This is a genomic window from Plantactinospora sp. ZYX-F-223, from assembly GCF_039649625.1.
Taxonomy (GTDB): Bacteria; Actinomycetota; Actinomycetes; order Mycobacteriales; family Micromonosporaceae; genus Plantactinospora.
This window is the reverse complement of sequence record NZ_JBDJAV010000030.1, coordinates 40,928-65,072: the sequence shown is the minus strand read 5'-3', so window position 1 is coordinate 65,072 and position 24,145 is coordinate 40,928. Positions and strand designations below refer to the sequence as shown.

The 24,145-nt window shown below is 72.0% G+C and carries 25 protein-coding genes; 14 read left to right on the top strand and 11 right to left on the bottom strand.

Going from position 1 to position 24,145, the window contains the following annotated elements:
* Positions 1 to 232 precede the first annotated feature (232 nt).
* Entirely contained in the window at positions 233 to 1,501 is a 1,269-nt protein-coding gene (locus AAH979_RS27770) for a serine hydrolase domain-containing protein (RefSeq protein WP_346261073.1), read from the bottom strand.
* 152 nt (positions 1,502 to 1,653) lie between these two features.
* Positions 1,654 to 2,895: a serine hydrolase gene (locus AAH979_RS27765; protein ID WP_346261072.1), complete on the bottom strand. Its 1,242-nt coding sequence runs from the start codon at positions 2,893 to 2,895 to the stop codon at positions 1,654 to 1,656.
* A gap of 110 nt (positions 2,896 to 3,005) precedes the next feature.
* On the opposite strand from AAH979_RS27765, the gene AAH979_RS27760 reads away from it, so the two are divergent.
* Both AAH979_RS27760 and AAH979_RS27755 read left to right on the top strand, forming a co-directional pair.
* On the top strand, positions 3,006 to 3,296 hold the full coding sequence (locus AAH979_RS27760) for a hypothetical protein (RefSeq protein WP_346261071.1): 291 nt from the start codon (positions 3,006 to 3,008) through the stop codon (positions 3,294 to 3,296).
* The gene (locus tag AAH979_RS27755) at positions 3,293 to 3,694 is read left to right on the top strand and encodes a hypothetical protein (RefSeq protein WP_346261070.1); all 402 of its coding nucleotides are present in this window, start codon (positions 3,293 to 3,295) and stop codon (positions 3,692 to 3,694) included. Before AAH979_RS27760 ends, AAH979_RS27755 begins: the two co-directional genes overlap by 4 nt.
* Before the next feature lie 56 nt (positions 3,695 to 3,750).
* Here AAH979_RS27755 and AAH979_RS27750 read toward each other — a convergent pair whose 3' ends face one another.
* A complete protein-coding gene (locus AAH979_RS27750) occupies positions 3,751 to 4,218 on the bottom strand; it encodes a hypothetical protein (RefSeq protein ID WP_346261069.1) in 468 nt (155 codons plus the stop codon).
* A gap of 175 nt (positions 4,219 to 4,393) precedes the next feature.
* On the opposite strand from AAH979_RS27750, the gene AAH979_RS27745 reads away from it, so the two are divergent.
* Positions 4,394 to 5,200, top strand: coding sequence for a helix-turn-helix transcriptional regulator (locus tag AAH979_RS27745; RefSeq protein ID WP_346261068.1), 807 nt, complete (start codon positions 4,394 to 4,396; stop codon positions 5,198 to 5,200).
* Complete coding sequence (locus AAH979_RS27740) at positions 5,191 to 5,388, top strand: DUF397 domain-containing protein (protein WP_346261067.1); 198 nt, start codon at positions 5,191 to 5,193, stop codon at positions 5,386 to 5,388. The genes AAH979_RS27745 and AAH979_RS27740 overlap by 10 nt, the downstream gene beginning before the upstream one ends.
* A 133-nt stretch (positions 5,389 to 5,521) precedes the next feature.
* Here AAH979_RS27740 and AAH979_RS27735 read toward each other — a convergent pair whose 3' ends face one another.
* The 3 genes from AAH979_RS27735 to AAH979_RS27725 form a co-directional block, all read right to left on the bottom strand.
* A complete protein-coding gene (locus AAH979_RS27735) occupies positions 5,522 to 5,827 on the bottom strand; it encodes a helix-turn-helix transcriptional regulator (RefSeq protein ID WP_346261066.1) in 306 nt (101 codons plus the stop codon).
* Positions 5,817 to 6,197, bottom strand: coding sequence for a type II toxin-antitoxin system RelE/ParE family toxin (locus AAH979_RS27730; protein WP_346261065.1), 381 nt, complete (start codon positions 6,195 to 6,197; stop codon positions 5,817 to 5,819). Before AAH979_RS27730 ends, AAH979_RS27735 begins: the two co-directional genes overlap by 11 nt.
* 90 nt (positions 6,198 to 6,287) lie before the next feature.
* A complete protein-coding gene (locus AAH979_RS27725; RefSeq protein ID WP_346261064.1) occupies positions 6,288 to 7,592 on the bottom strand; it encodes a multidrug effflux MFS transporter in 1,305 nt (434 codons plus the stop codon).
* Between the two features lie 51 nt (positions 7,593 to 7,643).
* Here AAH979_RS27725 and AAH979_RS27720 point away from each other — a divergent pair, with 51 nt between their 5' ends.
* The 3 genes from AAH979_RS27720 (at position 7,644) to AAH979_RS27710 (ending at position 13,414) form a co-directional block, all read left to right on the top strand.
* On the top strand, positions 7,644 to 8,129 hold the full coding sequence (locus tag AAH979_RS27720) for a MarR family transcriptional regulator (protein ID WP_346261063.1): 486 nt from the start codon (positions 7,644 to 7,646) through the stop codon (positions 8,127 to 8,129).
* Between the two features lie 171 nt (positions 8,130 to 8,300).
* A complete protein-coding gene (locus tag AAH979_RS27715; protein ID WP_346261062.1) occupies positions 8,301 to 10,628 on the top strand; it encodes an MMPL family transporter in 2,328 nt (775 codons plus the stop codon).
* A 119-nt stretch (positions 10,629 to 10,747) separates the two neighbouring features.
* The gene (locus tag AAH979_RS27710; protein ID WP_346261061.1) at positions 10,748 to 13,414 is read left to right on the top strand and encodes a helix-turn-helix domain-containing protein; all 2,667 of its coding nucleotides are present in this window, start codon (positions 10,748 to 10,750) and stop codon (positions 13,412 to 13,414) included.
* A gap of 349 nt (positions 13,415 to 13,763) precedes the next feature.
* Here the strand turns inward: AAH979_RS27710 and AAH979_RS27705 are convergent, their stop codons facing one another.
* Positions 13,764 to 14,264, bottom strand: coding sequence for a MarR family transcriptional regulator (locus AAH979_RS27705; RefSeq protein WP_346261060.1), 501 nt, complete (start codon positions 14,262 to 14,264; stop codon positions 13,764 to 13,766).
* 99 nt (positions 14,265 to 14,363) lie between these two features.
* On the opposite strand from AAH979_RS27705, the gene AAH979_RS27700 reads away from it, so the two are divergent.
* Both AAH979_RS27700 and AAH979_RS27695 read left to right on the top strand, forming a co-directional pair.
* Positions 14,364 to 14,948: a YceI family protein gene (locus AAH979_RS27700; protein ID WP_346261059.1), complete on the top strand. Its 585-nt coding sequence runs from the start codon at positions 14,364 to 14,366 to the stop codon at positions 14,946 to 14,948.
* A 279-nt stretch (positions 14,949 to 15,227) separates the two neighbouring features.
* Positions 15,228 to 16,706: a glutamate-cysteine ligase family protein gene (locus AAH979_RS27695; RefSeq protein ID WP_346261058.1), complete on the top strand. Its 1,479-nt coding sequence runs from the start codon at positions 15,228 to 15,230 to the stop codon at positions 16,704 to 16,706.
* A 6-nt stretch (positions 16,707 to 16,712) separates the two neighbouring features.
* Here AAH979_RS27695 and AAH979_RS27690 read toward each other — a convergent pair whose 3' ends face one another.
* Positions 16,713 to 18,113, bottom strand: a complete 1,401-nt coding sequence (locus AAH979_RS27690; protein ID WP_346261057.1) for a hypothetical protein — start codon at positions 18,111 to 18,113, stop codon at positions 16,713 to 16,715.
* A 185-nt stretch (positions 18,114 to 18,298) separates the two neighbouring features.
* On the opposite strand from AAH979_RS27690, the gene AAH979_RS27685 reads away from it, so the two are divergent.
* Positions 18,299 to 18,973, top strand: a complete 675-nt coding sequence (locus AAH979_RS27685; protein ID WP_346261056.1) for a PASTA domain-containing protein — start codon at positions 18,299 to 18,301, stop codon at positions 18,971 to 18,973.
* 121 nt (positions 18,974 to 19,094) lie between these two features.
* Positions 19,095 to 19,910: a PASTA domain-containing protein gene (locus AAH979_RS27680; protein WP_346261055.1), complete on the top strand. Its 816-nt coding sequence runs from the start codon at positions 19,095 to 19,097 to the stop codon at positions 19,908 to 19,910.
* Positions 19,911 to 20,054: 144 nt separating this feature from the next.
* Here the strand turns inward: AAH979_RS27680 and AAH979_RS27675 are convergent, their stop codons facing one another.
* Positions 20,055 to 20,573, bottom strand: coding sequence for a hypothetical protein (locus tag AAH979_RS27675; RefSeq protein ID WP_346261054.1), 519 nt, complete (start codon positions 20,571 to 20,573; stop codon positions 20,055 to 20,057).
* 161 nt (positions 20,574 to 20,734) lie between these two features.
* Positions 20,735 to 21,037 carry a hypothetical protein gene (locus tag AAH979_RS27670; RefSeq protein WP_346261053.1) on the bottom strand — a complete coding sequence of 101 codons (303 nt, stop codon included), beginning with the start codon at positions 21,035 to 21,037 and terminating at the stop codon, positions 20,735 to 20,737.
* A gap of 583 nt (positions 21,038 to 21,620) precedes the next feature.
* On the opposite strand from AAH979_RS27670, the gene AAH979_RS27665 reads away from it, so the two are divergent.
* The 3 genes from AAH979_RS27665 to AAH979_RS27655 all read left to right on the top strand — a co-directional run bounded on the left by AAH979_RS27665 (position 21,621) and on the right by AAH979_RS27655 (position 23,515).
* Positions 21,621 to 22,502 (top strand): helix-turn-helix transcriptional regulator, encoded by an 882-nt coding sequence (locus AAH979_RS27665; protein WP_346261052.1) that lies wholly within the window; start codon positions 21,621 to 21,623, stop codon positions 22,500 to 22,502.
* The gene (locus tag AAH979_RS27660) at positions 22,472 to 22,693 is read left to right on the top strand and encodes a DUF397 domain-containing protein (protein ID WP_278065204.1); all 222 of its coding nucleotides are present in this window, start codon (positions 22,472 to 22,474) and stop codon (positions 22,691 to 22,693) included. The genes AAH979_RS27665 and AAH979_RS27660 overlap by 31 nt, the downstream gene beginning before the upstream one ends.
* Positions 22,694 to 23,074: 381 nt before the next feature.
* Positions 23,075 to 23,515, top strand: coding sequence for a hypothetical protein (locus AAH979_RS27655; protein ID WP_346261051.1), 441 nt, complete (start codon positions 23,075 to 23,077; stop codon positions 23,513 to 23,515).
* Here the strand turns inward: AAH979_RS27655 and AAH979_RS27650 are convergent.
* Positions 23,483 to 24,082: a hypothetical protein gene (locus AAH979_RS27650; protein ID WP_346261050.1), complete on the bottom strand. Its 600-nt coding sequence runs from the start codon at positions 24,080 to 24,082 to the stop codon at positions 23,483 to 23,485. The two genes, AAH979_RS27655 and AAH979_RS27650, sit on opposite strands and share 33 nt — an antisense overlap.
* Positions 24,083 to 24,145 lie beyond the last annotated feature (63 nt).

The window sequence follows — 24,145 nt, the reverse complement described above, 5'->3', positions numbered from 1 at the left end:
CTCGGGCTGGACCACCAATGAACCTTTTTCAACCTCCCCTTGCGGTCCGGCGGACCGCAAGGTCGGACGCGGTGCGTAAGCGCCGCGCGGTCCAGGTTGAAAAAGGTTCAATTCGCACACCTCCACCGAGCGTGTGGACGGGCCACGCCGAACTCGGCGTGGCGCCCGTTCGCGTGCCACCTGATACAGGACCGGAAGGTGCCGGCCCTCAAAGCGCGTGGGTCACGGGTGTTCAGTCCGTCGGCCGAGCCGGGTCGGCCTGCCCGCCGCAGAACACCTCGTCGACGAGCCGCTGCGTCGCCTGCTGGAACGCCACGGCCAGGGACAATGCGGCGTCGTCCACATAGTTCAGCGTGGCGGTCAGGGTCTTGCTGCCATCGGGCGTGCTGAACATCAGCGCGGCGTGCCCGGCAGCGCCGCCGTTGTGGGTGATGACGGTGCCGCCACAGGGCGTGTCCTGCACGAACAACCCCAGTCCGTAGCCCATGCCCGGAATGGGCGTCGGGTGCGGGGTGCACATCTCGGCCAGCAACGGGGCCGGCAGGAGCTTGCCGCTCACCAGCGCGGAGATGAACGTGTGCAGGTCCTGGCTGGTCGAGATCATGTCACCACCGCTGGAGATCCAGGAGGGATTCTGGCTGGTGACGTCGACCGTCTTCTCCTCACCGGCGTCCTCGTACCGGTAGTAGGCGTGGGCGTGCGGCTCGGCGATTCCCGTCTGGGTGGTCGGTGCCACGGTGCCGGACAGCCCGAGCGGCCCCAGGATCAGCCGCTGCATCTCCTCGGCGACCGAGCGGCCGGTGACCTGCTCGATCAGCAGCCTGGCCAGCACGTAGTTGGTGTTTGAATAGCTCCAGTCCGTCCCCGGCTCGAACCGTGCCGGCTTGGACAACGCCAGCCGCACCAGATCCGCTGGCTGATAGGTCTTGAAGCGGTTGTCCACCCACTCCTTGCCTGCGGTGGTAGCGGGGATCCCCGGCACCACCGTTCCGTCCTCGTAGTACTCACCGGTGAAGTTGAACACGCCGCTGGTGTGCTGTAGCAGCATCCGCACCGTGATCCGCTGGTCCAGCCCGAACTCGGGCAGATAGTCGGCGACCGGGGTGTCCAGCCTGATCTTGCCCTCGGCCACCAGTTGCAGCACCAGGGTCGCGGTGAAGGTCTTGGTGTTGCTGCCGATCCGGACGTGCCCGTTCGTCGGCGGTTTCGTCGCCTCCCCCAGCTTGCTCACCCCGGCGCTGCCGACCCACTCGCCCCGCTCATCGTGCACGCGAAGCGTAATTCCGGTGAGACCGGAATCGACGATCTCATCCAGGGCCTTCTGGAGTTCCGGGCGATCCTGCCCGGCAGCAGCAGCTGGCACGGCTCCGCTGTCCGAGGTGTTCACCCCTGCGGCGTCGAGGGCTGCGGTGGGCGTGCCGGTGGCGGCCATCAGCGACACGGCCCCGTGCGCGACGGTCCCCAGGGTGCTCTTGTCCTGGTCGGGAAGGGTGCTGGACATGGTTGCTCCTCTGAATCTGCTCTGCCCGGATCGGCGTCCGTCGTGGCGTGCCGACGCGACGAGCATGCACCCTGACCTAAGGTCAACCTAAAGCATGATCTAGCTCACGCCTGTCGCCGGGGAGGCAGCTTCGGGGCATCTCGCAGATGTGGTCACCGTCCGGCCCGTCGGCGGGCGGCCCGGCGCCGCTGCCGGACCAGGAGCGCGAGCAGGGTGCCGACCAGGATCACCGGGGCGACCGTGCCGAGCAGCCAGTCGATGCGGAAGCCCCGGTCGGGACGCACCTGGGTCGCGCCGGCGGCCGGTGACGAGACCTGGTTGCCGGAGTCGGCCCGACCCGGTGCGACGAGCTGGCCGACGGTCGCGTCGGCGGGCAGCCCGAATCCCCAGTCGAGCAGCGCCGCGCCCTGCTCCCAGCCGCGCTGCGGCTGCGACTCCGCGCCGAGCAGGGTGACCAGCAGGGTACGACCGTTCCGCTCGGCCGCCCCGACGAAGCTGTGCCGGGCCAGGTCGGTGTACCCGGTCTTGCCGCCCAGCGCCCCGGGATAGCGGTGCAGGAGCTGGTTGTCGTTCCAGATCGGGTACCCCTTGGTGTTGTTCGCCGCCTGGGCCGGCACCTGCGCCATCTTCGTCGCGGCGTACCGGCGGAAGTCGGGGTGCCCGAAGCAGGCGCGGGCGATCAGCGCCAGGTCGTAGGCGCTGGTGTACTGGCCGGGTCCGTCCAGCCCGGAGGGTGTGGCGGCGTGCGTCTGGTGCGCGCCGAGCCGGGCCGCCTCGGCGTTCATCGCCGCGACCCCGCCGGCCTGGCCAGCGGCACCGCCGCCGAGCCGGGCCAGCACGTTCGCCGCGTCGTTGCCGGAGTTGAGCATCAGGCCGAGCCAGAGCGTCTCGACCGTGTACCGGCCGCCGCGTACCAGCCCCACCGCCGAGCTGCCCGGCTCGAAGTCGAGGTCCGACTCGGTCACCTCGACGACCCGCTGCGGGTCGAGATGTGGCAGTACCGCCGCCACCAGCAGCAGCTTCTGCACACTCGCCGGCACGCCGTACTCGTGTGGGCCGCAGCCGCCGAGCACGGCGCCGCTGGCCAGGTCGGCGACCAGCCACGAGGTGGCGGTGACCTTGGGTGGCTCGGCGGCGCCGGACGGGATGACCAGGCCGGTGGTCGCCAGGGCCGGGCCGCCGACTGCCGCCTTCGCCGGGTCGAGCGGTGGCGGCGCTGGCCGGGTCGGCCGGGCCACCGGCGGGCTCGGCGCCGGACAGGGCCGAGACGGCGTACTCGCTCGGGTCTGGGCCGGAGTCCTCGCCACCGTAGCTCCGGGCGCACCGGCCGTTGTCACCGACGGCAGCACCAGGAGAGCGGCGGCTACTCTGAGTGCAAACAACCCGCGGGCCATACTCCGGAGAGTAATCGTTGTCATCCGTACGGATGGCAGATTCGGATATCGGGGCCGCCGTGCCGGTGAGCTGCTCCGGACGCCGGTATACCGTCGGTATACTTCCGGCCGTGGACACGACGATCAAGGTGGACGCGGTGGTCCGGGACCGGCTCGCCACGATCGCACGGGAGCGGGGCATGACCGTGCGGGACCTGGTCGCCGAGCTGTCCAACGGCACACCCACCGCAGCCGAGCTGCGGGAACGCGCGGCCAGTGCGGCCCGATACCTGCGGTCGCGGATCGGTGTCGACCTCGACGGCGACGACGTCCGCGCCGGTGAAGACTTCTGGCGGGACGTCGAGTCGGGAGCCGTACCCTCCACTCTCGACCCGGCCGGCTCCGACGAGCCGAGGGCGTGACCACCCCGCTCGCGGCGGTCGTCTTCGACCACACCGCCCTGCTCGCGCTCGGCGCCGGCCACCGGCTGCTCTCCGGGTTGGTCGCGGCGGCGCACCAGGAGGCGGGGCGGCACATCTACGTCCCCGCACTCTGCCTGGCCGCCGCCTCGGCCGACCGCCCGGCGCTCGGCGAGCACGTCGGGGCGTTACCGGCGATGGAGGTCGTCGAACTCGGCTATTCGGCGGCGACCGCGGTCGGACGGCTCGTCGCCGGCACCGTCGACTGGCGGGCCGCGCACGCGGTCGTCGTCGCGAGGCCGGACGCCGAGTGGCCGACCGGCCGCTCGGTGCTCACCGAGCGTCCCGACGTCTACCGGCGGCGCGGCCTCACCGCGATCGAGCTGCCTCCGCCCCGCTGACAGTGCTCTCCCGTGCTGGGCTGACAATGCTCGTTGGATCGAGCGGGGCCAGCCGATCAGGGACGAGGGCGGACCCAGCCGAGAAAGCGGGCGTGCAGTGCCGCCGGGTCCGGTCCCGGATTCGGGTTGAGCCGGTGCAGGTCGGCGGTGGCGGCGTAGAGCGCCGAGCCGAGATAGACGTGCAGCCCCACCCGGTCCTCCCGATAGTCGGAGAGCAGCGTCAGTCGGGCGGTGGCACACGGCCACGGGTGCCCGCATCCCCGGCAGATCCAGAGTGGACGCAACGGCAGGTGCCGCCAGGTCGGGCCGCGGTTCGTCGGGCGCTTGCGCGGAAACCGGGGCGGCAGGTTCGCGCCGATCCGCGCCATCGGGTACGGCGGGACGAGCGGTGGTGGGTTGAACCGGTCCGGGCACGGCCAGCGGTCGCCGCAGCGACAGTGCCGCCACCAGAGCCGTCGCCAGTCGCGTCGGTGCTGCGGGGAGTACCGGACGGGTTGGGGTTGCCCCCGAAACAGTGACCACATCGGAGCGTTACCTCCCTGGGGCGGTCCGGGACGCCCACCCGGGTCAGGTCCCGGTCTGCCGATGGGCGCGTTTCCGGTCCCCAGTCTCGTGACCGGGCCACTACTCTCGGAAGTGTTGTCCGGGCGACCCGAGCCGTTGTCCGGGGTCCACAATCCGCAGGTAAGGAGCCTGTCCGTGGCCGAACCGACGACACTGGGTCTGTTCGCCGGCGAGTTACGCCGGTTCCGTGGTATTGCCGGACTCTCCCAGGACGGTCTGGCACAGCGGATCAACTTCTCCTCGGCGCTGATCGCCAAGATCGAGCTGTGTCAGCGCCGCCCGACCCGCGAGTTCGCCAAGCGCTGCGACAACGTACTGGAAACCGGCGGCCTCCTCGAACGCATCCAGGCAGTGATCGGTGTCGGGCCGGTCATGCCGTGGTTCCGGCACTGGGTCGTGGTCGAACAGGAGGCGACCGGCATTCGCTGCTTCCAACTGTCGGTGATTCCTGGCCTGTTGCAGACCGAGGGATATGCCCGAGCACTGCTGGCCAGCGGTGGACTGCTCACCGCTGACCAGGTGGAGCAGCAGGTGGCTGCGCGGCTTGCCCGGCAGGAGATCCTGACCCGGCCGGATCCGCCGCTGTTCACCGCCGTCATCGACGAGCGGGTGCTGCACCAGCCGGTCGGCGGCGCCGAGGTGATGCGCGACCAACTCCGGCACATCGTCAAGCTCTGCGCCGAACAGCCCCGGGTGCGAATCCAGATCGTTCCGACCAGTGCCGGCGCGTACGCTGGGCTCAACGGCCCCTTTGTGATCGCGACCCTCCCGGACGGCGACGACGTCGTCGTCTATCTCGATGACCAGCTCCAGGGGCGGTTCATCGAGCGTGCCGAGGACGTCAAAGCCATCCAGAAGCTCTGGGACTCGATCCGTAGTGAGGCGCTGTCCCATCAGCAGTCGATCGAGATGATCCGGGAAGTGGCGGAGTCATGGAACTGAGCGGTGCGGTGTGGCGGAAGAGCAGCCGCAGCAACGGTCACGGTGGTGAGTGCGTCGAGGTGGCCGGGAACTTGCCCGGGGTGATCGGGGTGCGGGACAGCAAGGACCCGGCCGGTCCGGTGCTGACCTTCGCGCCGGCCGCCTGGCGGTCGTTCGTGGATACCATGCGGACCCGCCAGGTTCTGTGAAGGCTCTGGCGCCGGATCATGTAGCGCGTGGATCGACCTGCCAGTACCTCCCCGGCTGCCGCGTGCCGCAATCAACGGCAACCTCAGCCGTTGGCAAAGATCCGCGCACCTTCGATGGCCCCTAACGGCCTTGTCAACCGAGGACCAACTTCTCGTCGCCAAAGTCAGCCACGATTGTCAACTGGCCACCGAGGGCGGCAATGTATTTGCCGATCGTGCCGACCTCGGTGGCAGGTAGTTCGCCCTTCTCGATGGCGGACACACGAGCCTGGGATACGCCCATCCGGTCGGCGACCTGCTGCTGGCTCAGGTCGTGACGCTTGCGGATGTCCGCGAGCCGAGCAGCACGGACCTCGGCGACCAGGCGGTCTCTGTGCTCGGCGACCCGCTTCTCGTCAAGGTTGGCGCGGGCGCGAACGTCCTTCCAGCTATTCGCCATGATGCTGTCCCTTCAGCTCGGCGAGGTGGTTGTCGTACGCCTCATCAGCCAGTGCAACGTTTTCCTTGTACCATTCTTTCCATTTCCCAGCCTTGTCGCCCGCTATCAGCAGGATTGCCGACCGCTCGGGATCGAACGCGAACAGGATGCGGATCTCGGAGTTGCCGGTGGAACCCGGGCGCAGTTCCTTCATGTTCTGGTGTCGTGATGCTTTGATCTGGTCAACCAAAGGGCGCCCCAGTGTGGGTCCCACTTCCGAGAGCATGTCGATGGCCGCTGCGACCTGGTTGGCGCAGTCGGGGTCATCCTTGGCGAGTTCGAGGAACCAGTCTTCGACCTGTGCGGTCAGGTTGATGTCCCAGGAGCCCACGGATCAACTATAACGCTGGCGTTGTATTGCCTGCAAGGTAATGCCGGGTCGGCGGCATCGGCGGGCCGAGGGTGGTCGAGGGCATCAGTGTCAGGCAACCGACCCGTCGGGCGCACCGGTCCTGACCGGCGGCCGGTCGCTCGGGGGCCGCTCTGCGGATCGGGTGAGCAGCAGCGCGAGGCAGGCGACCGCGACGCAGACGGTCATGCCCAGGAACAGCGCTACGGCGTTGTCCCGCCCACCGAGCCCCATCAGCGGGGCCGCCACCGCCGCGAGTACGCCCTGGAGGGTGCCGAGCACCGCCGATCCGCTGCCGGCCGCCTTCGGTACGCGTTGGATCGCCAGCGCGGTGGCATTCCCCATGATCATGCCCAGTCCGACGAAGAAGAGCAGCAGCGCGACCGCCACCGTCCGGTCGAGCTGACCGGCGAGGGTGACGGCGAGCAGGCCGCCGGTGGTGGCCAGCATGGTGGCCAGGCCGATCCGGAGCAGTACCCCCGGGGAGGCGCCCCGGCCGACGACCCGGGCGTTGACCGCGCTGCTCAGGGTGGCGATCAACGCACCGGCGGCGAAGGCGACGGCGGCCTGCCGGACGGAGAGCCCCAGGACGTACTGGAGGAAGAAGGGTGACGCGGCGATGTAGCAGAACAGGGCCGCGAACCCGAAGCCGAACGCGAAGGTGTAGCCGAGATAGACCCGGTCGGTCAGCAACGAGCGCGCGGTGGCCAGGGTGGCGCGGAGCCCGCCGGCGTGCCGGCGGTCCGGCGGCAGACTCTCGGGTACGCCGACCAGCGTGACGAGCAGGGTGAGCAGCAGTCCGGCCGCGAGGGTGAACCACACCGCGCGCCAGCCGGCGGCACCGGTCACCACACCCCCGATCAGCGGTGCGGTGATCGGGGCGATGCCGCTGAGCGCCATCAGGATGCCGAACATCCGGGCGGCGGCCGGCCCCTGGGCGGTGTCGGAGATGACGGCCCGGCCGACCACCACCCCGGCGGCCGCGCTGAACCCCATCACGAACCGGAGCGCGGTCAGCGTCTCCAGGGTGGGTGCGAAGGCGCAGGCGGCGGCGGAGGCCGCGCAGAGCGCCGTACCGGCGAGGATCAGCAGCCGGCGACCGTACCGGTCGGAGAGCGGCCCGAGCACGAGCTGACCGAGGGCCAGCCCGATCACGAAGGCGGTGAGGGTGAGCTGGACTCCGGAGGGGTCGGTGCGGAACTCGTCGGCGATCCGGGGGAAGGCCGGTAGGTACATGTCGATGCCCATCGGCGGCACGAAGGCCAGCAGCACGAGGGCGGGGAGCAGCAGCCGGCGCGGCCGGGCGGGCGGACCGGCGGGCGGCTCGGGCGGCGAGGGCGGGGTGGACTCGTCGGTCCGGGAGGGGGCGGAAGTCACCACGGCAAGTTACTATAGTTATATAAGTATGTCTAGCGTTATCCTCGTGAAGTGAAACGAGTGACCATGGCGGACGAGACGGTGCTCCGGCAGGCGAGGACACTCGTACCGGTTCTGTACCAACTGAGCCGGGTGATGCGGCTACAGGGCGTCGACGCGGCCGGGCTGGGCCAATTGCCGCCGTCCGAGCTGGAGGTGCTCCGGTACGTCGCCGACGCCCCCGGCGTCTCGGTGAGCACCCTCGCCCGCGACCTCGGCCTGCACGCCAGCAACGTCAGCGCGACCGTCCGCGCCCTGGTGGCCCGCAACCTGGTACGCCGCGAGCCCGACCCGAACGACCGGCGGGCCGTACGGCTGCACGCGACCGTGGACGCGGCGCACGGCTCGGCCCGGATCGAGGACGCCTGGGCCCGGATCTTCGCCGACGCCATGGCCGAGATCAGCGACGAGCAGCGGGCCGAGCTGGCCAGCGCCGCTCCGGCACTCGGCGCGCTCGCCGAACGCCTGCGGGCCCGCCGCGCCACCGAACGCGGCTGATCCGTTACCTGATCGCCGCAGCTCCCGGCCTTGACCCGGGACACCGGAGCCTCGACCCGGCACACCGGACAGTCAGTTCTGACCGGATAGCGGCTGACGCCTGGCTGCTCAGGGTGTTTGCATGTGCGCCGAGGGCGACGAGCGGGCGTCGCTCCAGGGGAGGTTCGAAGCATGTTCGCTGCGTTCGGACGGTCGCTGTGGCGGTGGCGCTGGCCGGTACTGGTCGGCTGGCTGGGACTGGTGCTGGCCGGAGCCACCCTCGGCGGGCAAGTCTTCGACCGGCTGGTCGACACCGACAACCTCCGCCCGGACGCCGAGTCGCAGCGGGCCGACCGCCGGGTCGCCGAACTCCTCCCCGAGGGCCCGATCGTGGTCGCGATCGTCCGGGACCGGGACCCGTACGACCCGGCACTGGTGGCCTGCGTCAACCGGGTACGCGCCGAGGTGCAGGCCGTACCGGGGGTCAGGGAGGTCGAGGACCTCTACAGCGCGGCGGGTGGCCGGATCGGCGCCGACAACCGCAGCACCCTGGTCCGGGTCGAGTTGGCCGACGGGCTGCCGACCGCCGAGCGGGAGGCGGCCGAGGACCGGGTGGCCGCCCTGCTGCGCGGCATCGACGCGCCGCAGGTGCTGGTCGGCGGCGAGGAGTTGGCCGAGCGGGCCTTCGCCGAGCAGGCGATCGACGACGCGGCCGTCGGTGAGTCGATCGCGCTCGGCGTACTCCTGGTGGCGCTGGTGGTGATCCTCGGCGGCCTGCTCGCCGGGGTGCTTCCGCTGCTCGCCGCGCTCGCCGCCGTCGCGGTGACCCTGCTCGGCCTCTACGGCCTGACCGCCGTCACCGGGGTCGGCGAGTTCACCGTCAACGTGGTCACGCTGCTCGGCATCGGCCTGACCGTGGACTACGCGCTGCTGCTGATCGCCCGGTTCCGCGAGGAACGCGGCGACGGGCGGGGGAGCGAGGACGGGCCGGGAAGCGGCGACGGGCCGGGGAATGACGACGGGCCGGGGAGCGGCGATCCCGCCGAGGCGCTGGCCCGGACGATGGCGACCGCCGGCCGTACCGTGCTGATCTCCGGCCTGGCGGTCGCGGCCGCGATGGTCGGCCTCTGCGCCTTCGCCTCACCACTGCTCGCCGCGATGGCGCTCGGCGGCGCGCTCGCGGTGGCGCTGGCCACCCTCGCCGGCCTGACCCTGCTGCCGGCGCTGCTCGCCGTCGCGCACCGGCACATCCCGGCCCCCGGCGCCCGGACCTGGGTGCGCCGGGTCCTGGCCGGCGCCGCGAGCCCGGCCCGCCGGATCGTCCCGGCCCGACCCGCCACCACCCCCCGATCGGGTACGCCCGGCGCCGACCCCGGCCTGCTCGGCCGGCTCGCCGGGCACGCACAGCGCAAGCCCGGCCCGGTGGCGTTCGGCGTCTCCGCCGGCCTGCTGCTGCTCGCCCTACCGTTCCTGGCCGGCGCCAACCTGGCCAACTCCGACGCCCGGGCGCTGCCCCGGTCGATGGAGGCCCGGCAGGTGCACGACGTGCTGCTGCGCGACTTCGAGGCGGGCCGGGCCGCTCCGGTCACCGTCGTCGTCGAGGCGGATCCGGCCAGCGCCGAGGTGCGGGACCTGATGAACCAGCTCAACACCCTGCCCCAGGTGATCCGGATGCAGCCCCGCCCCGACGTGCCGGGCCCGGCGGTGGTGATCGACCTGACGCCGAGGGGCGCGACCGGCGGCCCCGAGTCCCGTGAGCTGGTACGCGCGGTGCGCGCCCTCGACCAGCCACTGCCGCTGCTGGTCGGCGGGCCCGCCGCCGAGCTGGTCGACTACCGGTCCTCGGTCACGCAACGGCTGCCGTACGCCGTACTCGTGCTGCTGCTGGTCACCACCGGGCTGCTCTTCGTACTCACCGGCTCGCTGGTCATCCCGGTCAAGGCGCTGGTGATGAACGTGCTGACCCTGCTCGCCACCCTCGGCGTACTGGTGGTGGTCTTCCAGTGGGGCGTGGGTGCCGCCCTGATCGGGGTGGAGTCCTGGGGGGCGATCGACCTCACCACCCCGGTCCTGCTCTTCGTCTTCGTCTTCGGACTGTCGATGGACTACGAGGTCTTCCTGCTGGCCCGGATCCGTGAGGAGTGGCGTCGCTGGTCGGGTCTGCGTACCCCGGCGGCCCGCACCCGGGCCGGGCAGCGGGCGGTGCTGGCCGGGATCACCCGGACCGGTCCGGTGGTGACCTCGGCGGCGGTCTGCATCACCATCGTCTTCCTGGGTTTCCTGCTCGGCGACCTGACCGCGGTCAAGGAGATCGGCTTCGGCATGGCGGTGGCCGTACTGCTCGACGTCACGGTGGTCCGCGGGCTGCTGATGCCGGCGTTGATGAGCCTGCTCGGCGAGTGGAACTGGTGGGCGCCGACCCCGCTGCGCCGGCTGCATCAGCGGTTCTCCGGCGACCGGGACCTGCCGGTCGGTACGCCGGTTCCGCCCGTTCCGGTGCCGGTTTCCGCCGAACCGTGAGGGCTTGGTTACCGGCCGGAACCGGTCATCGGTGATCTGTCGGATATCTATGTCCTCTTCCGTCGGTAGCGCGACGTATCTCTGCCGAGCCCCTACCGGGCTGCGTAGTCTTCCTGCCCATGACTCCGGATCATGGCTCCGACCGGGTTCCGGGTGGCTTTGCCGAGGTGCTCCGCCGGTGCCGGCGGGCGGCCGGACTGACCCAGGCCGAACTCGCTGAACGGGCCGCCGTCGGGATCCGTACGGTCCGTGACCTCGAACGGGGCCGGGCCTCCCGTCCACAGCGGACGACCGTGGAACTGCTCGCCGCCGCGCTCGGTCTGGCCGAGCAGGACCGGTCCGACTTCGTCGCGCTGGCCCGGGGCCAGGCCGGGCCGATGCCGGAGGTGGGCGGTCTCGCGTCCGCGGCGTCCCGGCGGCTGCCGACGCGCGGCTTCGGGCTGCCGGATCCGGGTGAGCTGATCGGTCGGGACCGGGATGTGGCCGACCTGGCCGCGATGCTGACCGAGCAGCCCCGGGTGGCGCGCGGGGTGGTCAGCCTGGTCGGCCTTGCCGGAGTCGGCAAGACCGGGCTGGCCCTCAAGGTCGCCCGGGAGGTGGCCGACGACTTTCCCGGTGGTACCAGCGGGATCGTCATGATCGAGGGTTCCACCGAGGGTGACGTGCTGTCGGTCGTCGCCACGGTCTTCGGCGTCGGCCGGGCCAGTGACCTCGCCGGCCGGTTCTCGGACGCGCCGTCGCTGCTGCTGGTGGACGCCGTCGAACGCGCCCCCGGAGCGGCCGCCGAGGCGCTCGACCGGCTCGCCGAGATCGCGCCGACGCTGCGGGTGCTGACCACCGGACGGCACCCGGTCGGGCTCTCCGGGGAACGGGTCCGCCCGGTCACCCCGCTGGAGGTGCCGCCCGCCGACGTACCGGCCGACCTCGCGGTGGTGGCCGGCTATCCGGCCGTCGCGCTGCTGCTCGCCCGGCTGCGCCAGATCGGCCGCGAGCCACCGCAACCCGACGAGGTGGCCGCGCTGGTCGAGCTGGTACGCCGGCTCGGCGGGCTGCCGCTGGCCATCGAACTGGCCGCGGCGCACGGCCGGGTACTCAACCTCAACGAGCTGCTCGACCGGTACGGCAACCGCCTGCTCGACCTCGGCACGGCACCGGTGGGCCGGGCGGCGGCGGTGACCCTGCGGGACGCGGTGGCGGCCAGCTACCGGCTGCTCGACGCCGACGAGCGGGCCGCCCTGCGCCGCCTCTCGGTAATGCGCAACCGCTGGTCGGTGGAGCTGGCCGAGGCGATGCTCGCCCCCGACCCGTTCCCGGCCGACGGTGCGAGCCCGCCCGGCGACCTGCGGTTCACCGATGGCGATGCGCCGCCCGGGGACGGGAGTGCCGGCGACGAGCCGGCCGGACCGGTCGATCCCGTCCGGTCGCTGGACCGGCTGCTGGCACACGGGCTGATCGGCGCCCGGGGCACCGGACCGCTCCGGTTCCGGGTACTGGACGTGGTGCGGGACTTCGCCGCCGAACGGGCCACCGCCAACGGCGAACTCGCCGCGATCCGCCGACGGCACGCGTCGGTCTTCGCCGGGCTGGCCGCCCGGGTCGCGCCGGACCTGGCGGGTGCCCGGTTCGTCGAGGCGGTCGGCCGGCTCGACGAGGTGGCCGGCGACCTGTGGACCGCACTGGCGTACTCGGCGAACGACGATCCGCACACCGCGCTGCGGCTGGCCGGGAACCTCGCCCGATGGTGGCGGTACCGGGGGCGGGACGTGGCGGGTCGGCAGTGGCTGCGCCGGCTGCTGGACGACCCGCGTACCGGTGACGCCGATCCGGCGGCCCGGGCCTGGGCCCAGGTCGGCGTCGCACAGCTCGCCCAGGAGCACGGTGCCGGGCCGCAGGAACTGCCGTCCGCCGAGGCGGCGGTGGCGGCGTTCCAACGGCTGTCCGACGTACCGGGAGAGCTGGCGGCCCGGAACGTGCTCTGTGGACTGTGGACCGCGATCGGCGGCCACGACGAGGCGCGGCAGCACGGCGAGGCGGCGCTGGAGCTGGCCACCCGTACCGGCCGGATCCGGGACATGGCGGTGGCGCAGAACAATCTGACCTGGCACGAGATCCGGGTCGGCGACCTCGCCGCCGCCCGGCGCCGGCTGGCGGCGGTGGACCGGCTCGCCGGAGAGTGCGGCGAGGAGCGGCTCCGGGTGCTGGCCCGGGCCAACCTGGCCGAGGTGGCCCGGCTGGAGGGCCGGTACCCGGACGCGGTCCGGCACGGTCGCCGGGCGGTGTCGGCGCTGGCCGACCTCGGCGACCCCGGGCACCGCCGGCGGGTGCTCGGCACGGTCGGCCTGGCGCTCGCCGAGGACGGGCGGATCGACGAGGCGACGGCGGTACTCGCCGAGTTGCGTGCCCGGAAGGTGGGCGACGGCGCGGGCCCGGTCGAGCTGGAGCCCGGGCGTGCCCGGACCGACGAGATCCCTCCCCGGGACGACGGGATCTGCGCCCTGATCGAGGCGAGCCTGGCGATGCAGCGGGGCGACCGGGAGTGGGCGGCCGAGTGGTACGCGGCGGCCGTGCGGGCCTGTGAAGGGTCCCGTGACCTGCGGGACGTTGCCGAGGCACTGGTCGGCCTGGTGGCGAGTACCGACGATCCGGGTGCCCGGACCGCGGCGGTCAAGCGTCTTGCTCAGGTGTGCCGGGAGGGCGGGATCGTCCTGCTGCCGCGGGAGCGGGCGCTGATCGGTGCGGCGGACCTGGACCGGACCGACACGGACGAGGACCGGGCCGAGAGCTGACCGACCCGTCGGCTTCTCTGCCACCTCGGGGTGTCGGCACCGCTGTCACTTCCGGGCGTCGGCTCTCACCCTGGGGCGCGTCGGCTCTCACCTTGGGGCCGTGGCGCGAGCGGGACAGCCCCCCGACAGAGCCCTCACTGATCCCCGCCCGCGCCACGTCCCCAGAGCCCCCCGGCTGCCTGAAGATTAACCAGCATCAGACGCCCGTTTTTTCTGATTGATGGGTGACATGGCGATATGTGCGTGACTTCTGCCGGTCTTTCTGCCGGTGGTCTTTCGGGGTGTCCGGATCCCGTCCTGAGGTGGTAATCAGGATCCGTGGCGAATGTCGGCACTCCGTGTGCGGAGATCAACAGGCAGTGGTCGCTCCGGCGCTGGCGCTGCTGCTGCCGGCGGTGGCGCCGGGATGGACCGCGTCCCGGACGATCCGCAACGAGTCGAGCAGGCTCTCCAGCCTGGCCGGTTCGAGCTGACCGATGAACCAGTCCTGGATCAGCTCGATGTGGCCGGGCAGCGTCTCCACGAGTCGCGCCATGCCGGACTCCGTCACCACCGCGTACGCGCTGCGCCGGTCGGAGGGGCAGGCGCGGCGGCAGAGCAGGCCGTCCCGTTCCATCCGGTCGACGACCCGGGTCACGCCGCTGGTGGAGAGCGAGGTCTGCGCGGCGAGGTCGGTCATCCGGAGTTGGTGCTCGGGCGAGCGGGCCAGCCGCATCAGGACCTCGAACTCCACCGTCGACAGCCCGTGCTCCTCGAACTGGGCGGCAAATCTGGCGGCGAGCCCGGCGTACACCTCCATGACCAGGCCCACGGCCGTGATCCGGGCGTCGTCGTACAGGTTCTTGGTCACACCGGCATCGTAGCAGTCGTTGACACCGGGAATATTGCTGTGTCTATAGTTGCTCGGTCAGTCATTGGTCACACAACCTATCTCCTGGGAAGGCACATCATGACCAGCAGCGCCGAGTCCGCCACCACCCGTACGTGGGAAGGGCTGACGATCCCCACCGCCGGCACCTACCTGCTCGACCAGGCGCACAAGCGCGTCGGGTTCGTGGCCCGGCACATGATGGTGAGCAAGGTCCGCGGCCAGTTCCGCGAGGCGGAGGCGACGATCACCGTCGCGGAGAACCCGCTGGAGTCCGCGGTGACCGCGACCATCCAGGCCGGCAGCATCGACACCGGCGCCGACGACCGGGACAACCACCTGCGCAGCGGCGACTTCCTGGAGGCGGAGAAGTACCCGACCCTGGAGTTCCGCAGCACCGGCGTCAAGTCGCACAGCGGCAACGAGTTCGTGCTCACCGGTGATCTCACGATCAAGGGCGTCACCAAGCAGGTCGACCTGGAGGTCGAGTTCGAGGGCGCCGGCCGCAGCCCGTTCGGCCAGGACATCTTCGGCTTCACCGCGACCACCGAGATCGACCGCGAGGAGTTCGGGCTGACCTGGAACGTCGCGCTGGAGACCGGCGGCGTACTGGTCGGCAAGAAGATCAAGATTGAGATCGAGGGCGAGGCCATCCGCCAGGCCTGACCCCCGCCGCCCGACCACACCGTCGGGATTGACACCAGGATGCCCCGGTCACCGCTGCGATGGTGACCGGGGCGCCTCGTTGGGTAATGCGCCCGATGGAAAACGAAGCTCGTTCGTGTGCGATGGTGGACGCAGCGCCGCTGTTCGCTCACGCTGGGCCGGCGGGCGCCGTGGCTGTCGTCACGTGTGCGCGGCGCTCCTACGGTAAGGATTCGTACGCGCCTCCGCTGGACAAGGCCCTGCGGAACTGCGCAGACAGCGCTCGCGGCGGGAGGGTCGATGGGCCAGGACGTGTCAGAGGTCCCCTTCACCCGGGAGGACCGGATCCGATACCGGCAGAAGGTACGCCGGTGTCTGGACGTCTTCGCGCTCATGCTCGACGACTTCGGCTTCGACGCCGACCGGCCGACCACCGGCCTGGAGATCGAACTGAACCTGGTGGACGCGAACGCCGAACCGGCGATGCGCAACGCGGAGGTGCTGGACAACCTCGCCGACCCGAGCTTCCAGACCGAGCTGGGCCAGTTCAACCTCGAACTCAACGCCCGACCCCGGCTGATCGAGGGAGCCGGCTTCGCCGACTACGAGCAGGATCTGCGGGCCAGTCTCGGCCGGGCGGAGGAGCTGGCGGTCAAGTCCGACGCCACCATCATCCTGATCGGCATCCTGCCCACGCTCACCCCCCGGCACCTGGTCCGCGACAACCTCTCCACCAACGAGCGCTACCAGGTGCTCAACGACCAGATCGTCGCTGCCCGGGGCGAGGACATCGAGCTGGACATCCGGGGCGTCGAGCGGTTGCAGACGCATACCGACTCGATCGTCTCCGAGGCCGCCTGCACCAGTCTCCAGTTCCACCTCCAGGTGGCGCCGGACAGTTTCGCCGACTACTGGAACGCCTCGCAGGCGATCGCCGGGGTACAGGTCGCGCTCGGCGCCAACTCTCCGTTCCTGCACGGCCGGCAGCTCTGGGCCGAGACCCGGGTCGCCCTCTTCGAGCAGGCCACCGACACCCGGCCCGACGAACTCAAGGCCCAGGGCGTACGCCCCCGGGTCTGGTTCGGCGAGCGGTGGATCACCTCGATCTTCGACCTCTTCGAGGAGAACGTCCGCTACTTCCCGCCGCTGCTGCCGATCTGCGACGACGAGGACCCGGTCGAGGTGCTGCACAACGGCGGCATTCCCCGCCTTCCCGAGTTGCGGCTGCACAACGGCACCGTCTACCGGTGGAACCGGCCGGTCTACGACATCATGAACGGCCGTCCCCACCTGCGGGTGGAGAACCGGGTACTCCCGGCCGGGCCGACCGTGGTCGACATGCTGGCGAACGCCGCCTTCTACTTCGGACTGGCCCGGGACCTGGCCGAGGGCGACCGGCCGATCTGGAGCCAACTGACGTTCAGCGCGGCCGAGGAGAACTTCCACGCGGCCGCGCGGCGGGGCATCGACGCCGCCGTCTCGTGGCCCCGGCTCGGCGAGGTGAAGGTGACCGAGCTGGTGCTGGACGTACTGCTGCCGAGGGCGGCCGCCGGGCTGGACCGGTTCGGGGTCGGCGCGGAGCATCGGGACCGGCTGCTCGGCATCATCGAGCAGCGCTGCCGTACCGGCCGCAACGGCGCGGTGTGGCAGGTGGAGGCGATGCAGGCGGCCCAACGCGGCCGGGGGATGGACCGGTCCGAGGCCCTGCACCACATGCTGCGCCGGTACGGCGAACTCCAGCGGACCGACGAGCCCGTGCACACCTGGCCGGTCGACTGACCCGGGTCAGCGGGAGCGGCGACCGAACCTGCCCAGCCTGCCCTTGGCACCGCCCTCGGTGACCTCGGCGGACTCCTCCGACCCTGCCGCCCCACCGGCGACACCGCCCGGCTCGGCGGCGACCGGAGCGGGTTCGCCGCCGGACCCGGCGTCCTGGGAGCCGGCGGGGGCGGCGCTTGACGGTACCCGGTTGGTGTCGGCCTGGTCGGCGCCGCGCCGTGCCCTGCGGCCGGGCTGACCGGGCACCCGGGCCGATCGGCCGGCACCGCCCGACGGGCCGGCCCCGGGGGCGTCGGTGCGATCGGTCTGCTCATCCGGGTCGGCGTCGGCGGACGGGGCGGTGGCGTCGCTCGACCGGGTCTTCCGGCCAGCCTCGCCGGTCCGCGTCTCCCCGGTCGGCGGTGACGCCGGGCTGCCGTCGGTGGGCGGTGGCGCGTCCGGCCCGGTCCCGGACGGGCGCGGTTCGGAGCGGGAGTCGAGGGAGTCCGCCTGCCGGGCCATCGTCTCCGAGCGCTGTGCCAGCGCCGCGACCAGCGCGGACCCGGCGAGACCGGCGACCACCGCGTACGGTGCCAGCAAATGTGCCGACACCTGCTCGGGACGGATGCCCACCAGCCGGGGCGCGGCGACGAAGTAGGCGACCGCCACCAGCAGCGGCCCGCTGATGCCCGAGATCGCGGCACCGACCCGGGTCGCCGGCCGGCGGGCCGCCGAGCGGGCGGCGAGCGCCCCGATCAGCAGCGCGGAACCGAGCGAGAGGGCGGCACCGGGCCAGTAGAAGTACTCGCGGAACCAGAAGCGTTCGCCGTCGGAGGTCAACTGCCAGACTCCGAGCTGCGCGGCGGCCAGCCCGCGCCCGGAGAGTACGCCGTCGACGACCGAGATCACCGCGAGCGCCCAGAGCCAGCAGACCGTACCGAGCACGTTGCTGGCGACGGCCGGCGACGAGATCGCCCAGATCGCCGCCACCAGCCCGAGCAGGATGCCGAGGATGGCGTAGCCGGCCGCGACGGTCTGCGGAGCGGAGGTGTCGGCCCGCACCACCGCCCGGGCGGGTACGGCGACCAGCACCACGGTGACCAGCGCGCCGATCCCACTGGAGACGGCGAGCGAGGCCCGCCACAGGAAGGTGGCCAGGGTCGGCGGCGGATCCCCGGCGCGCCCGGCGGAGCCTCGGCCACCAGCGCCGAGCCGGTGCGCGCAGACCGCCCCGGCAACGGTCGAGGTGGCGGCTATCCAGGCGGCCCAGGTGAGGCTGGCGACCCAGGCCGCCTCGCTGCTGCCGCCGCTCGACGGCAGCCAGGCGATGATGCCGAGCCCGTAGCCGAAGCCCAGTTGAGCGGCGCCGGCGCCGGCGGCAACGCCGACCGCCGTCGCGACGGATCCTCCCCAGCCTCGTGCGGCCATGCGGGGCAGCGTAGCGTCCATCCGACGCCGGGGGCGAGCCGTGAACCGGGGGCAGCCGTCCTGACACGAACCGTGGCCGGTTGCGTTCCGAGGGCCGGGCCACCGATGCTGTCGGGCAGCACACTTCCAGCGGGCGGACGGAAACGGCGTGGCTTACGTACGCCGGATGGTGAGGCAGGGTCGGCATGACGGATGAGGCTGTAGCGGGACACCCGGAGCTGGGCGGCGGTCCCTCGAACCGGACCGGCCTGTTCGCGGGCGCGGCGGTCGGGCTGGTCATCTGTGCTGTCGTCGGCGCCATCGGCGGCTACCTGCTGGCCGGCGGCGGCGACCGGGAGGGGCCGTACGATGCCGGATCCACCACCCCGACGGCGCAGACGACGAGCAAGCCACCACGGAGTACGCCGAGCCGGACCCCCAGCCGCCGGGCGAGCAGCACGCCGCCGCCGATCGGCCAGATGATCCTGCCCGACCTGGTCGGCGAGGACTTCCAGAAAGCCCGGGCGGAGTTGCGCGAGCTCGGCCTCGGGGTGCAGTTCATCTTCGGCAGTGCGGGCGACGACCCCAGTGTCGCCAGTACCAACCCGAGGGGTGGCACCGCGGTGAAGCGGGGCATCACCGTCCGGGTCACCGTGGTGGGTGAGGCACCCGAGGTGGTGGTACCCGCGCTGGTGGGCGAGTCCTGCAAGCAGGCGGCGCGGCGACTGGTCGACGACGGCCTCTATCCGAACTATCCGACCGGGGACCGGGGCGAGGTGCGCCACCAGGATCCCCCCGGCGGCACAGTGCTGCGCTGGAACCAGCGGGTCGGGCTGCACTGTTCCGACGGTCCGGCACCCGGCGGAACGCCGACGCCGTAGCCCGGGTACGCAGCGTCGAACGGGCGGACACGCCCGGACTCGCGACGATGGTGGGCAGCACGTCTGGTCGGATAGGTTTGACGTGGTTCGCCCGGTCCACCCGATGGCGAGAGGACGTGGCATGGCCGACGATCCGCGGCAGCCTCCGGACGACCGGGGTGTGGACGGCGACCGTGGCGCACCCGAAGGCCGGCCGCAGGCCGACGCCCCGAGCCCACCGCCCAGCGGTGCCGGCCCGGACGATGCCACCCGGGTCGGCGAGCCGATCGGGCAGCCCGGCGCGGCGGACGCCACCCGAACCGGCGATACCGTCCGGCAGCCCGGCGCGGCGGATGCCACCGCGCCGATCCCGCCCCGCGAGCCGGCCTGGTCCGGCCGGGCCGGAGTGCCGCCCCGGGGCTCGGCCCCGCCCCGCCAGCCGCAGCCCGACTGGAGCTACGACCCGGAGCCGGACGACCGGCGCTGGTGGATGCCGATCCTGGTCGGGACGGTGGCGGTGATCCTGCTCGGCGTCCTGGTCGTCGCCGGCTGGGCGATCGTCGACTCGGCCCGGCGCGACACCCCCCGCTCACCCTCCCCGGTACTGACCACCCCGGCGGCGCCGACCGCGCCCACGACCGGCCCGCCGACCACCGCCGCGAGCACGCCGAGCGCCACCCCGAGCGTCACCACCGGAGCGCCGGTACTGCTGCCTCCGCTCGTCGGACTGTCCCAGCAGGAGGCGGTGGCGGAGCTCGGCCGGCTGGGGTTGGTGGCCCTGATCGAGCCCCGGATCTCCGCCCGGCCGCCGGGGACCGTACTGGACACGGAGCCGTCGACCGGTACGGAGGTCGAGCCGGGCAGCGAGGTCATCCTCGTGGTCGCCGAACCGCCGACCTCGCTGCCGACCACCCCACCCGGTCCCACCGGCCCGACCGGGCCCACCCCGGACGGCTGAGCCGCACCCGGTCCCACCGGTCCGACCCGATCCAGCGGGGAGGGCCGAGCGCTCGGCATCACGACAAGGCGGGAGCGACCGAGCCCCGGTCCGGGCGGCGGGCAAGGTCAGCACGGTCGGGGGCTTGCACACGGGCCGGACCGGTTACCAGTAGCGGCGCCTGGCACCGACCATGACCAGCCCGACGGCCGAGATCACCAGGCCGAACAGGCCGGAGTACGCCAGTGAACGCTGATAGCCCGGCGGCGGTCCGTCGGTGGACGGTGGTGGCCCGGCCCGCTGTTCCTCGGCGCGGTCCGGTTGCGGGTCCGGGTCGGTCGGAGCCCGGTAGGCAGGCTGGTCGTCGTCCGAGGCGGTGGCCGGGTCGGCGGTGCCGACGGCATCCGGTGTCTCCCGGCCGCCCTGGGCCGGCAGCCGCTGCCAGGGCCCGATCCGCCGGCCCGGCCAGCCCCGTTCGGTGTCGGCGGGGGGTGCGGTGGTGGCCGCCCCGCCGTGCCCGGAGGGGTCGACGGGTCCCGGATCGGTGTCGGTACGCCCCGACTCGGCTGGCGGCGTCGGGTTGGCGGCCGGGTGTCGTACCGAGGGTGGGCGGCTGGTGCCGGTGCCGCTCGCGCAGCCGGGCAGGCCGACGGTGATCAGGATCAGCAGCACGCTGACCCGCATGCTCCGACACGTCGTCCGGTGTCGGTCGGAGGTCTCAACTGCCATCGGCGGCTCCCAGGTTCGGGGCCCTCGACGACGCGCGGGTGGTGAACGCGTGGGGTGGATACGCCCAGTCTAGGACGGTGACCGGGGCGCCAACCGGCCTTCGGCGGAGATGCGCCTCAGCCGACCCGGACCCGCGCGGCGAACGCGCTGGAGTTGGTCCGGGCGGGCCGCAGAGCCTGCGGGTAGTTGTGCCGCCCGGCGTTGGTCTGGAGCTGACGCAGCCCGTTGACCTGCACGAATATTGACCGTCGTTCGACGGCGTCGCCGCTCGGGTTGAGCTCGTAGCCGTCCAGCCAGACCCAGCCGTGGTAGGTCGGCCAGTCGTGCACCCGGATCACCCGGAAGTAGATGGGCTCGGCGAACTGGACGCTCGCCGCGCGGGTCACGTGCAGCACATCACCGGAGCGGGGAAGGGGCACGGCAGCTCCTGTCCGACTGGCGCCGGGCGGGCCGGCGGAAGTGGCGGGCGGGGGTCTGGTGGGTGGTCCTGCGGCGGTTGGTCGGAGGTCGCATCAGCGGCCGGTCGGCGTGGGGCGTTGGCCGGGGCGATGCGTCGTTGCCATCACATCGCCCCGGCCAACACCTGTCGACTCCGGGACGCGCCAGCCGCCGTAGCGGCCCTGGCATACAGCGGCGGGGGCTCTTACCCCGGAGCGGGGCTTCTCGCCGTACCGCCGGCACGACCGTCTCCACGGTCAGGCGAGAATGGGGGAGCATTGCGTCGCCTGACCAGAGGGGAACGCTGCGTAGCCCGAGCCATACGGACAGGGTGCAGCAAGAACATGATCAATGCAAGTTGCAGTTTGCCCTTTGCTCCGGGATGGCGATAGTGGGCCGTACGGCGCTTGATGCGCCGCGCGTGGAACCGGCAGACTGGACCCGGTTTCGGCCCCTGTGGCCGACAGGGTCATCGCTCCATCCGCCGCGAATGATCCCCCGCCGATGGCGGTCGAAGGCGCGGCGGCAATCCGACTCCCTAATTGATCGTCCGGAGGTGACCCGGTGACCGAGCGCCGGAGCCCGACCATCCGCCGCCGTCGACTCGGCGCCGAGCTGCGCCAGCGCCGGGAGAAGGCCGGAGTCACGATCGAGGCCGTCGCCGAGTTGCTGGAGTGCTCCGCGTCCAAGGTGTCCCGGATCGAGACCGGGCACACCACGGCCACCGTCCGGGACGTCCGCGACATGCTCGGCATCTACGGCGTGACGGGCGCCGAGTGCGACGAGCTGATCCAGATCGCTCGGGAGGCCCGGCAGAAGGGCTGGTGGCATCCGTACAGCCCGGTGCTCGCCGGGGCGTACGTCGGGCTGGAGGCGGCGGCCGCCTCGATCCGGGCGTACGAGCAGCAGACCGTGCCCGGACTGTTGCAGACCGAGGAGTACGCCCAGGCGATGATCCGGTCCGCCCGGCCGGACTGGGTCGCCGAAGAAGTCAACCAGCGGGTCCGTGTCCGGTTGGGTCGTCAGTCGTTACTTGACCCGGACGATCCGATCGATCTGTGGGTGGTGCTCGATGAGGCGGTGATCAGCCGGCCGGTGGGCGGCGACGCGGTCATGCGGGCCCAGTTGGAGCGGCTGGTAGAGGCCGCTGACCTACCGAACGTCACGCTCCAGGTCCTGCCGTTCGACGCCGGTGCGCACGCCGGCATGGACGGCACTTTCACCATCCTCGGCTTCCCCGAACCGGGCGATCCAGACGTGGTGTACGCCGAAAATGCCACGGGTGGGCTTTTTCTGGAGAAGCGGGATGAACTACAGAAATACATATTCATCTTCGATCATATCCGAGCGGCAGCCCTACGCCCGGAGGAGTCCGTCGCGCTGATTTCGAAGTTGGCAGAGGAGCCATTGTGGAAGTGGAGACAAAGGGGTACCGCGTCGACCTGAGCGGGGCAGCCTGGCACAAGAGTTCGCGTAGCGGACCCAACTGTGACAACTGCGTCGAGGTGGCCTTCGCGGGCGGCGCGATCGCGGTACGTGATTCGAAAAACCCGACCGGGCCCGCCCTGATCTTCACGCCCGACGAGTGGGACGCGTTCGTCGGCGGTGCCAAGGACGGCGAATTCGACCTGACCTGACGGTCACGAGAACCAGCGACCAACGAACCTTCTTCAACCTCTCCTCGCGGTCCGCCGTGGCCGTAGGTGCAGGTCGGGGCGCACGCGCCGCGCCGTTCAGGTGGAAAGAGGTTCAATCCAGCGCGGTCACCCGGTCAGCGCCGAAGCTGCCCGGATGGCCGCGCTGGCTGCGTCGGCGGCCTCGGTGCACGCGTCGAAGCCGCCGAACGCGTCGGCGCCGCCGGGTGGCGTCCGACGGCTCCGGCGCGGGGCGCGGGTCGGATCCCGAACGCTCCGGCTGGCCGTCGCCGCTGACCGGTCGGGTCGTTGTACCAGACGGCGGGAGTCGGCATGAGCGGCCGCCGCAGGGGGTTCGCAAACCGAGCGAGGCAGGCGAGACGGATGACTATCGGGTCGGAGAATCTGGGCAACGGTTCCGCCAAGCCGGAACGGTTCGGCGGCAAGTACCGGGGTGCCCGCCGGGACACCAGCACCACCGTGGAGGAAGCGTCGGTCGACACCGACCTCGGGTCGCCGGAGGGTGCCCCGGCGGAGCGGGCCGCCGACCTGGGTGGCGGCCTGACGTCGGCGAGCCCGCCGGAGCGTACGCCGACGCTGCCGTCGCTGGACATGGGTGGACTGACCGAGCCGGTCTTCCCGCCGGCCGGCTGGCCGGACGTGCACACCGAGCCGCTCGTCGACCATCCGCTGCTGCGCGGACTGCTGCTGGAGTTGCCGCCGAAGGGTAGTGTCCCCGGCTCGGTCTGGCTCGACCGCTGGTTCGAGGCCGCTCGGGCGATCCTCGAACTGCTATACGTGCAGGACGCCAGCCGTACGCGATGAGCGCGACCGTACGGTGACCGCCCGCTCCACCAGGCGGCTGTGCCGCAGCGCGTGCCGTACCCCGATGGTGCCGACCGCGAGCACCGCCGCGGTGAGCACCACTCCGATCATGCCCGGACTCGTCAGCGGCACCAGACCGGTGGCGGTGACCAGCGCCGGCAGCATGACCAGGCCGGTCACCTGCACCGGCAGGGCGATCATCGGATGAGCGGCAGCGGCCCGTAGCGCCGGTGGGGCCGGGGTCTCCGGCGCTCGCGCGAAGGCGCCCGCGCCGCCCCAGAGCTGCCGCAGCCGGCGTACCGTCACCGCCGCGACGACCACCGCGGGCACCGCCGGCAGCGCCAGCCCGACCGCGGTCCGGTCGGCGAGCGTCGGCTCCGCCTCCACCAGACCGGCCAGCAACACCCCGGCCAGCCCGGCCAGGCCGGACCCGACCAGTGCGAGCAGCAGTCCGGTTCGCCGGCGTAGTGGTCGCGCGGCCCGTAGCTGCGGCAACCCCTCGACGACGAGACCGGCCGCGATCCAGACGGCGGCGATCGCGAGCAGGATGGCGAGGTCGGTATCCATGCCAACAGCCTTGCCCGATTTCCGGCCGGGCGAATCCGGGCCCGCCCCCACCGATTCCCGGAG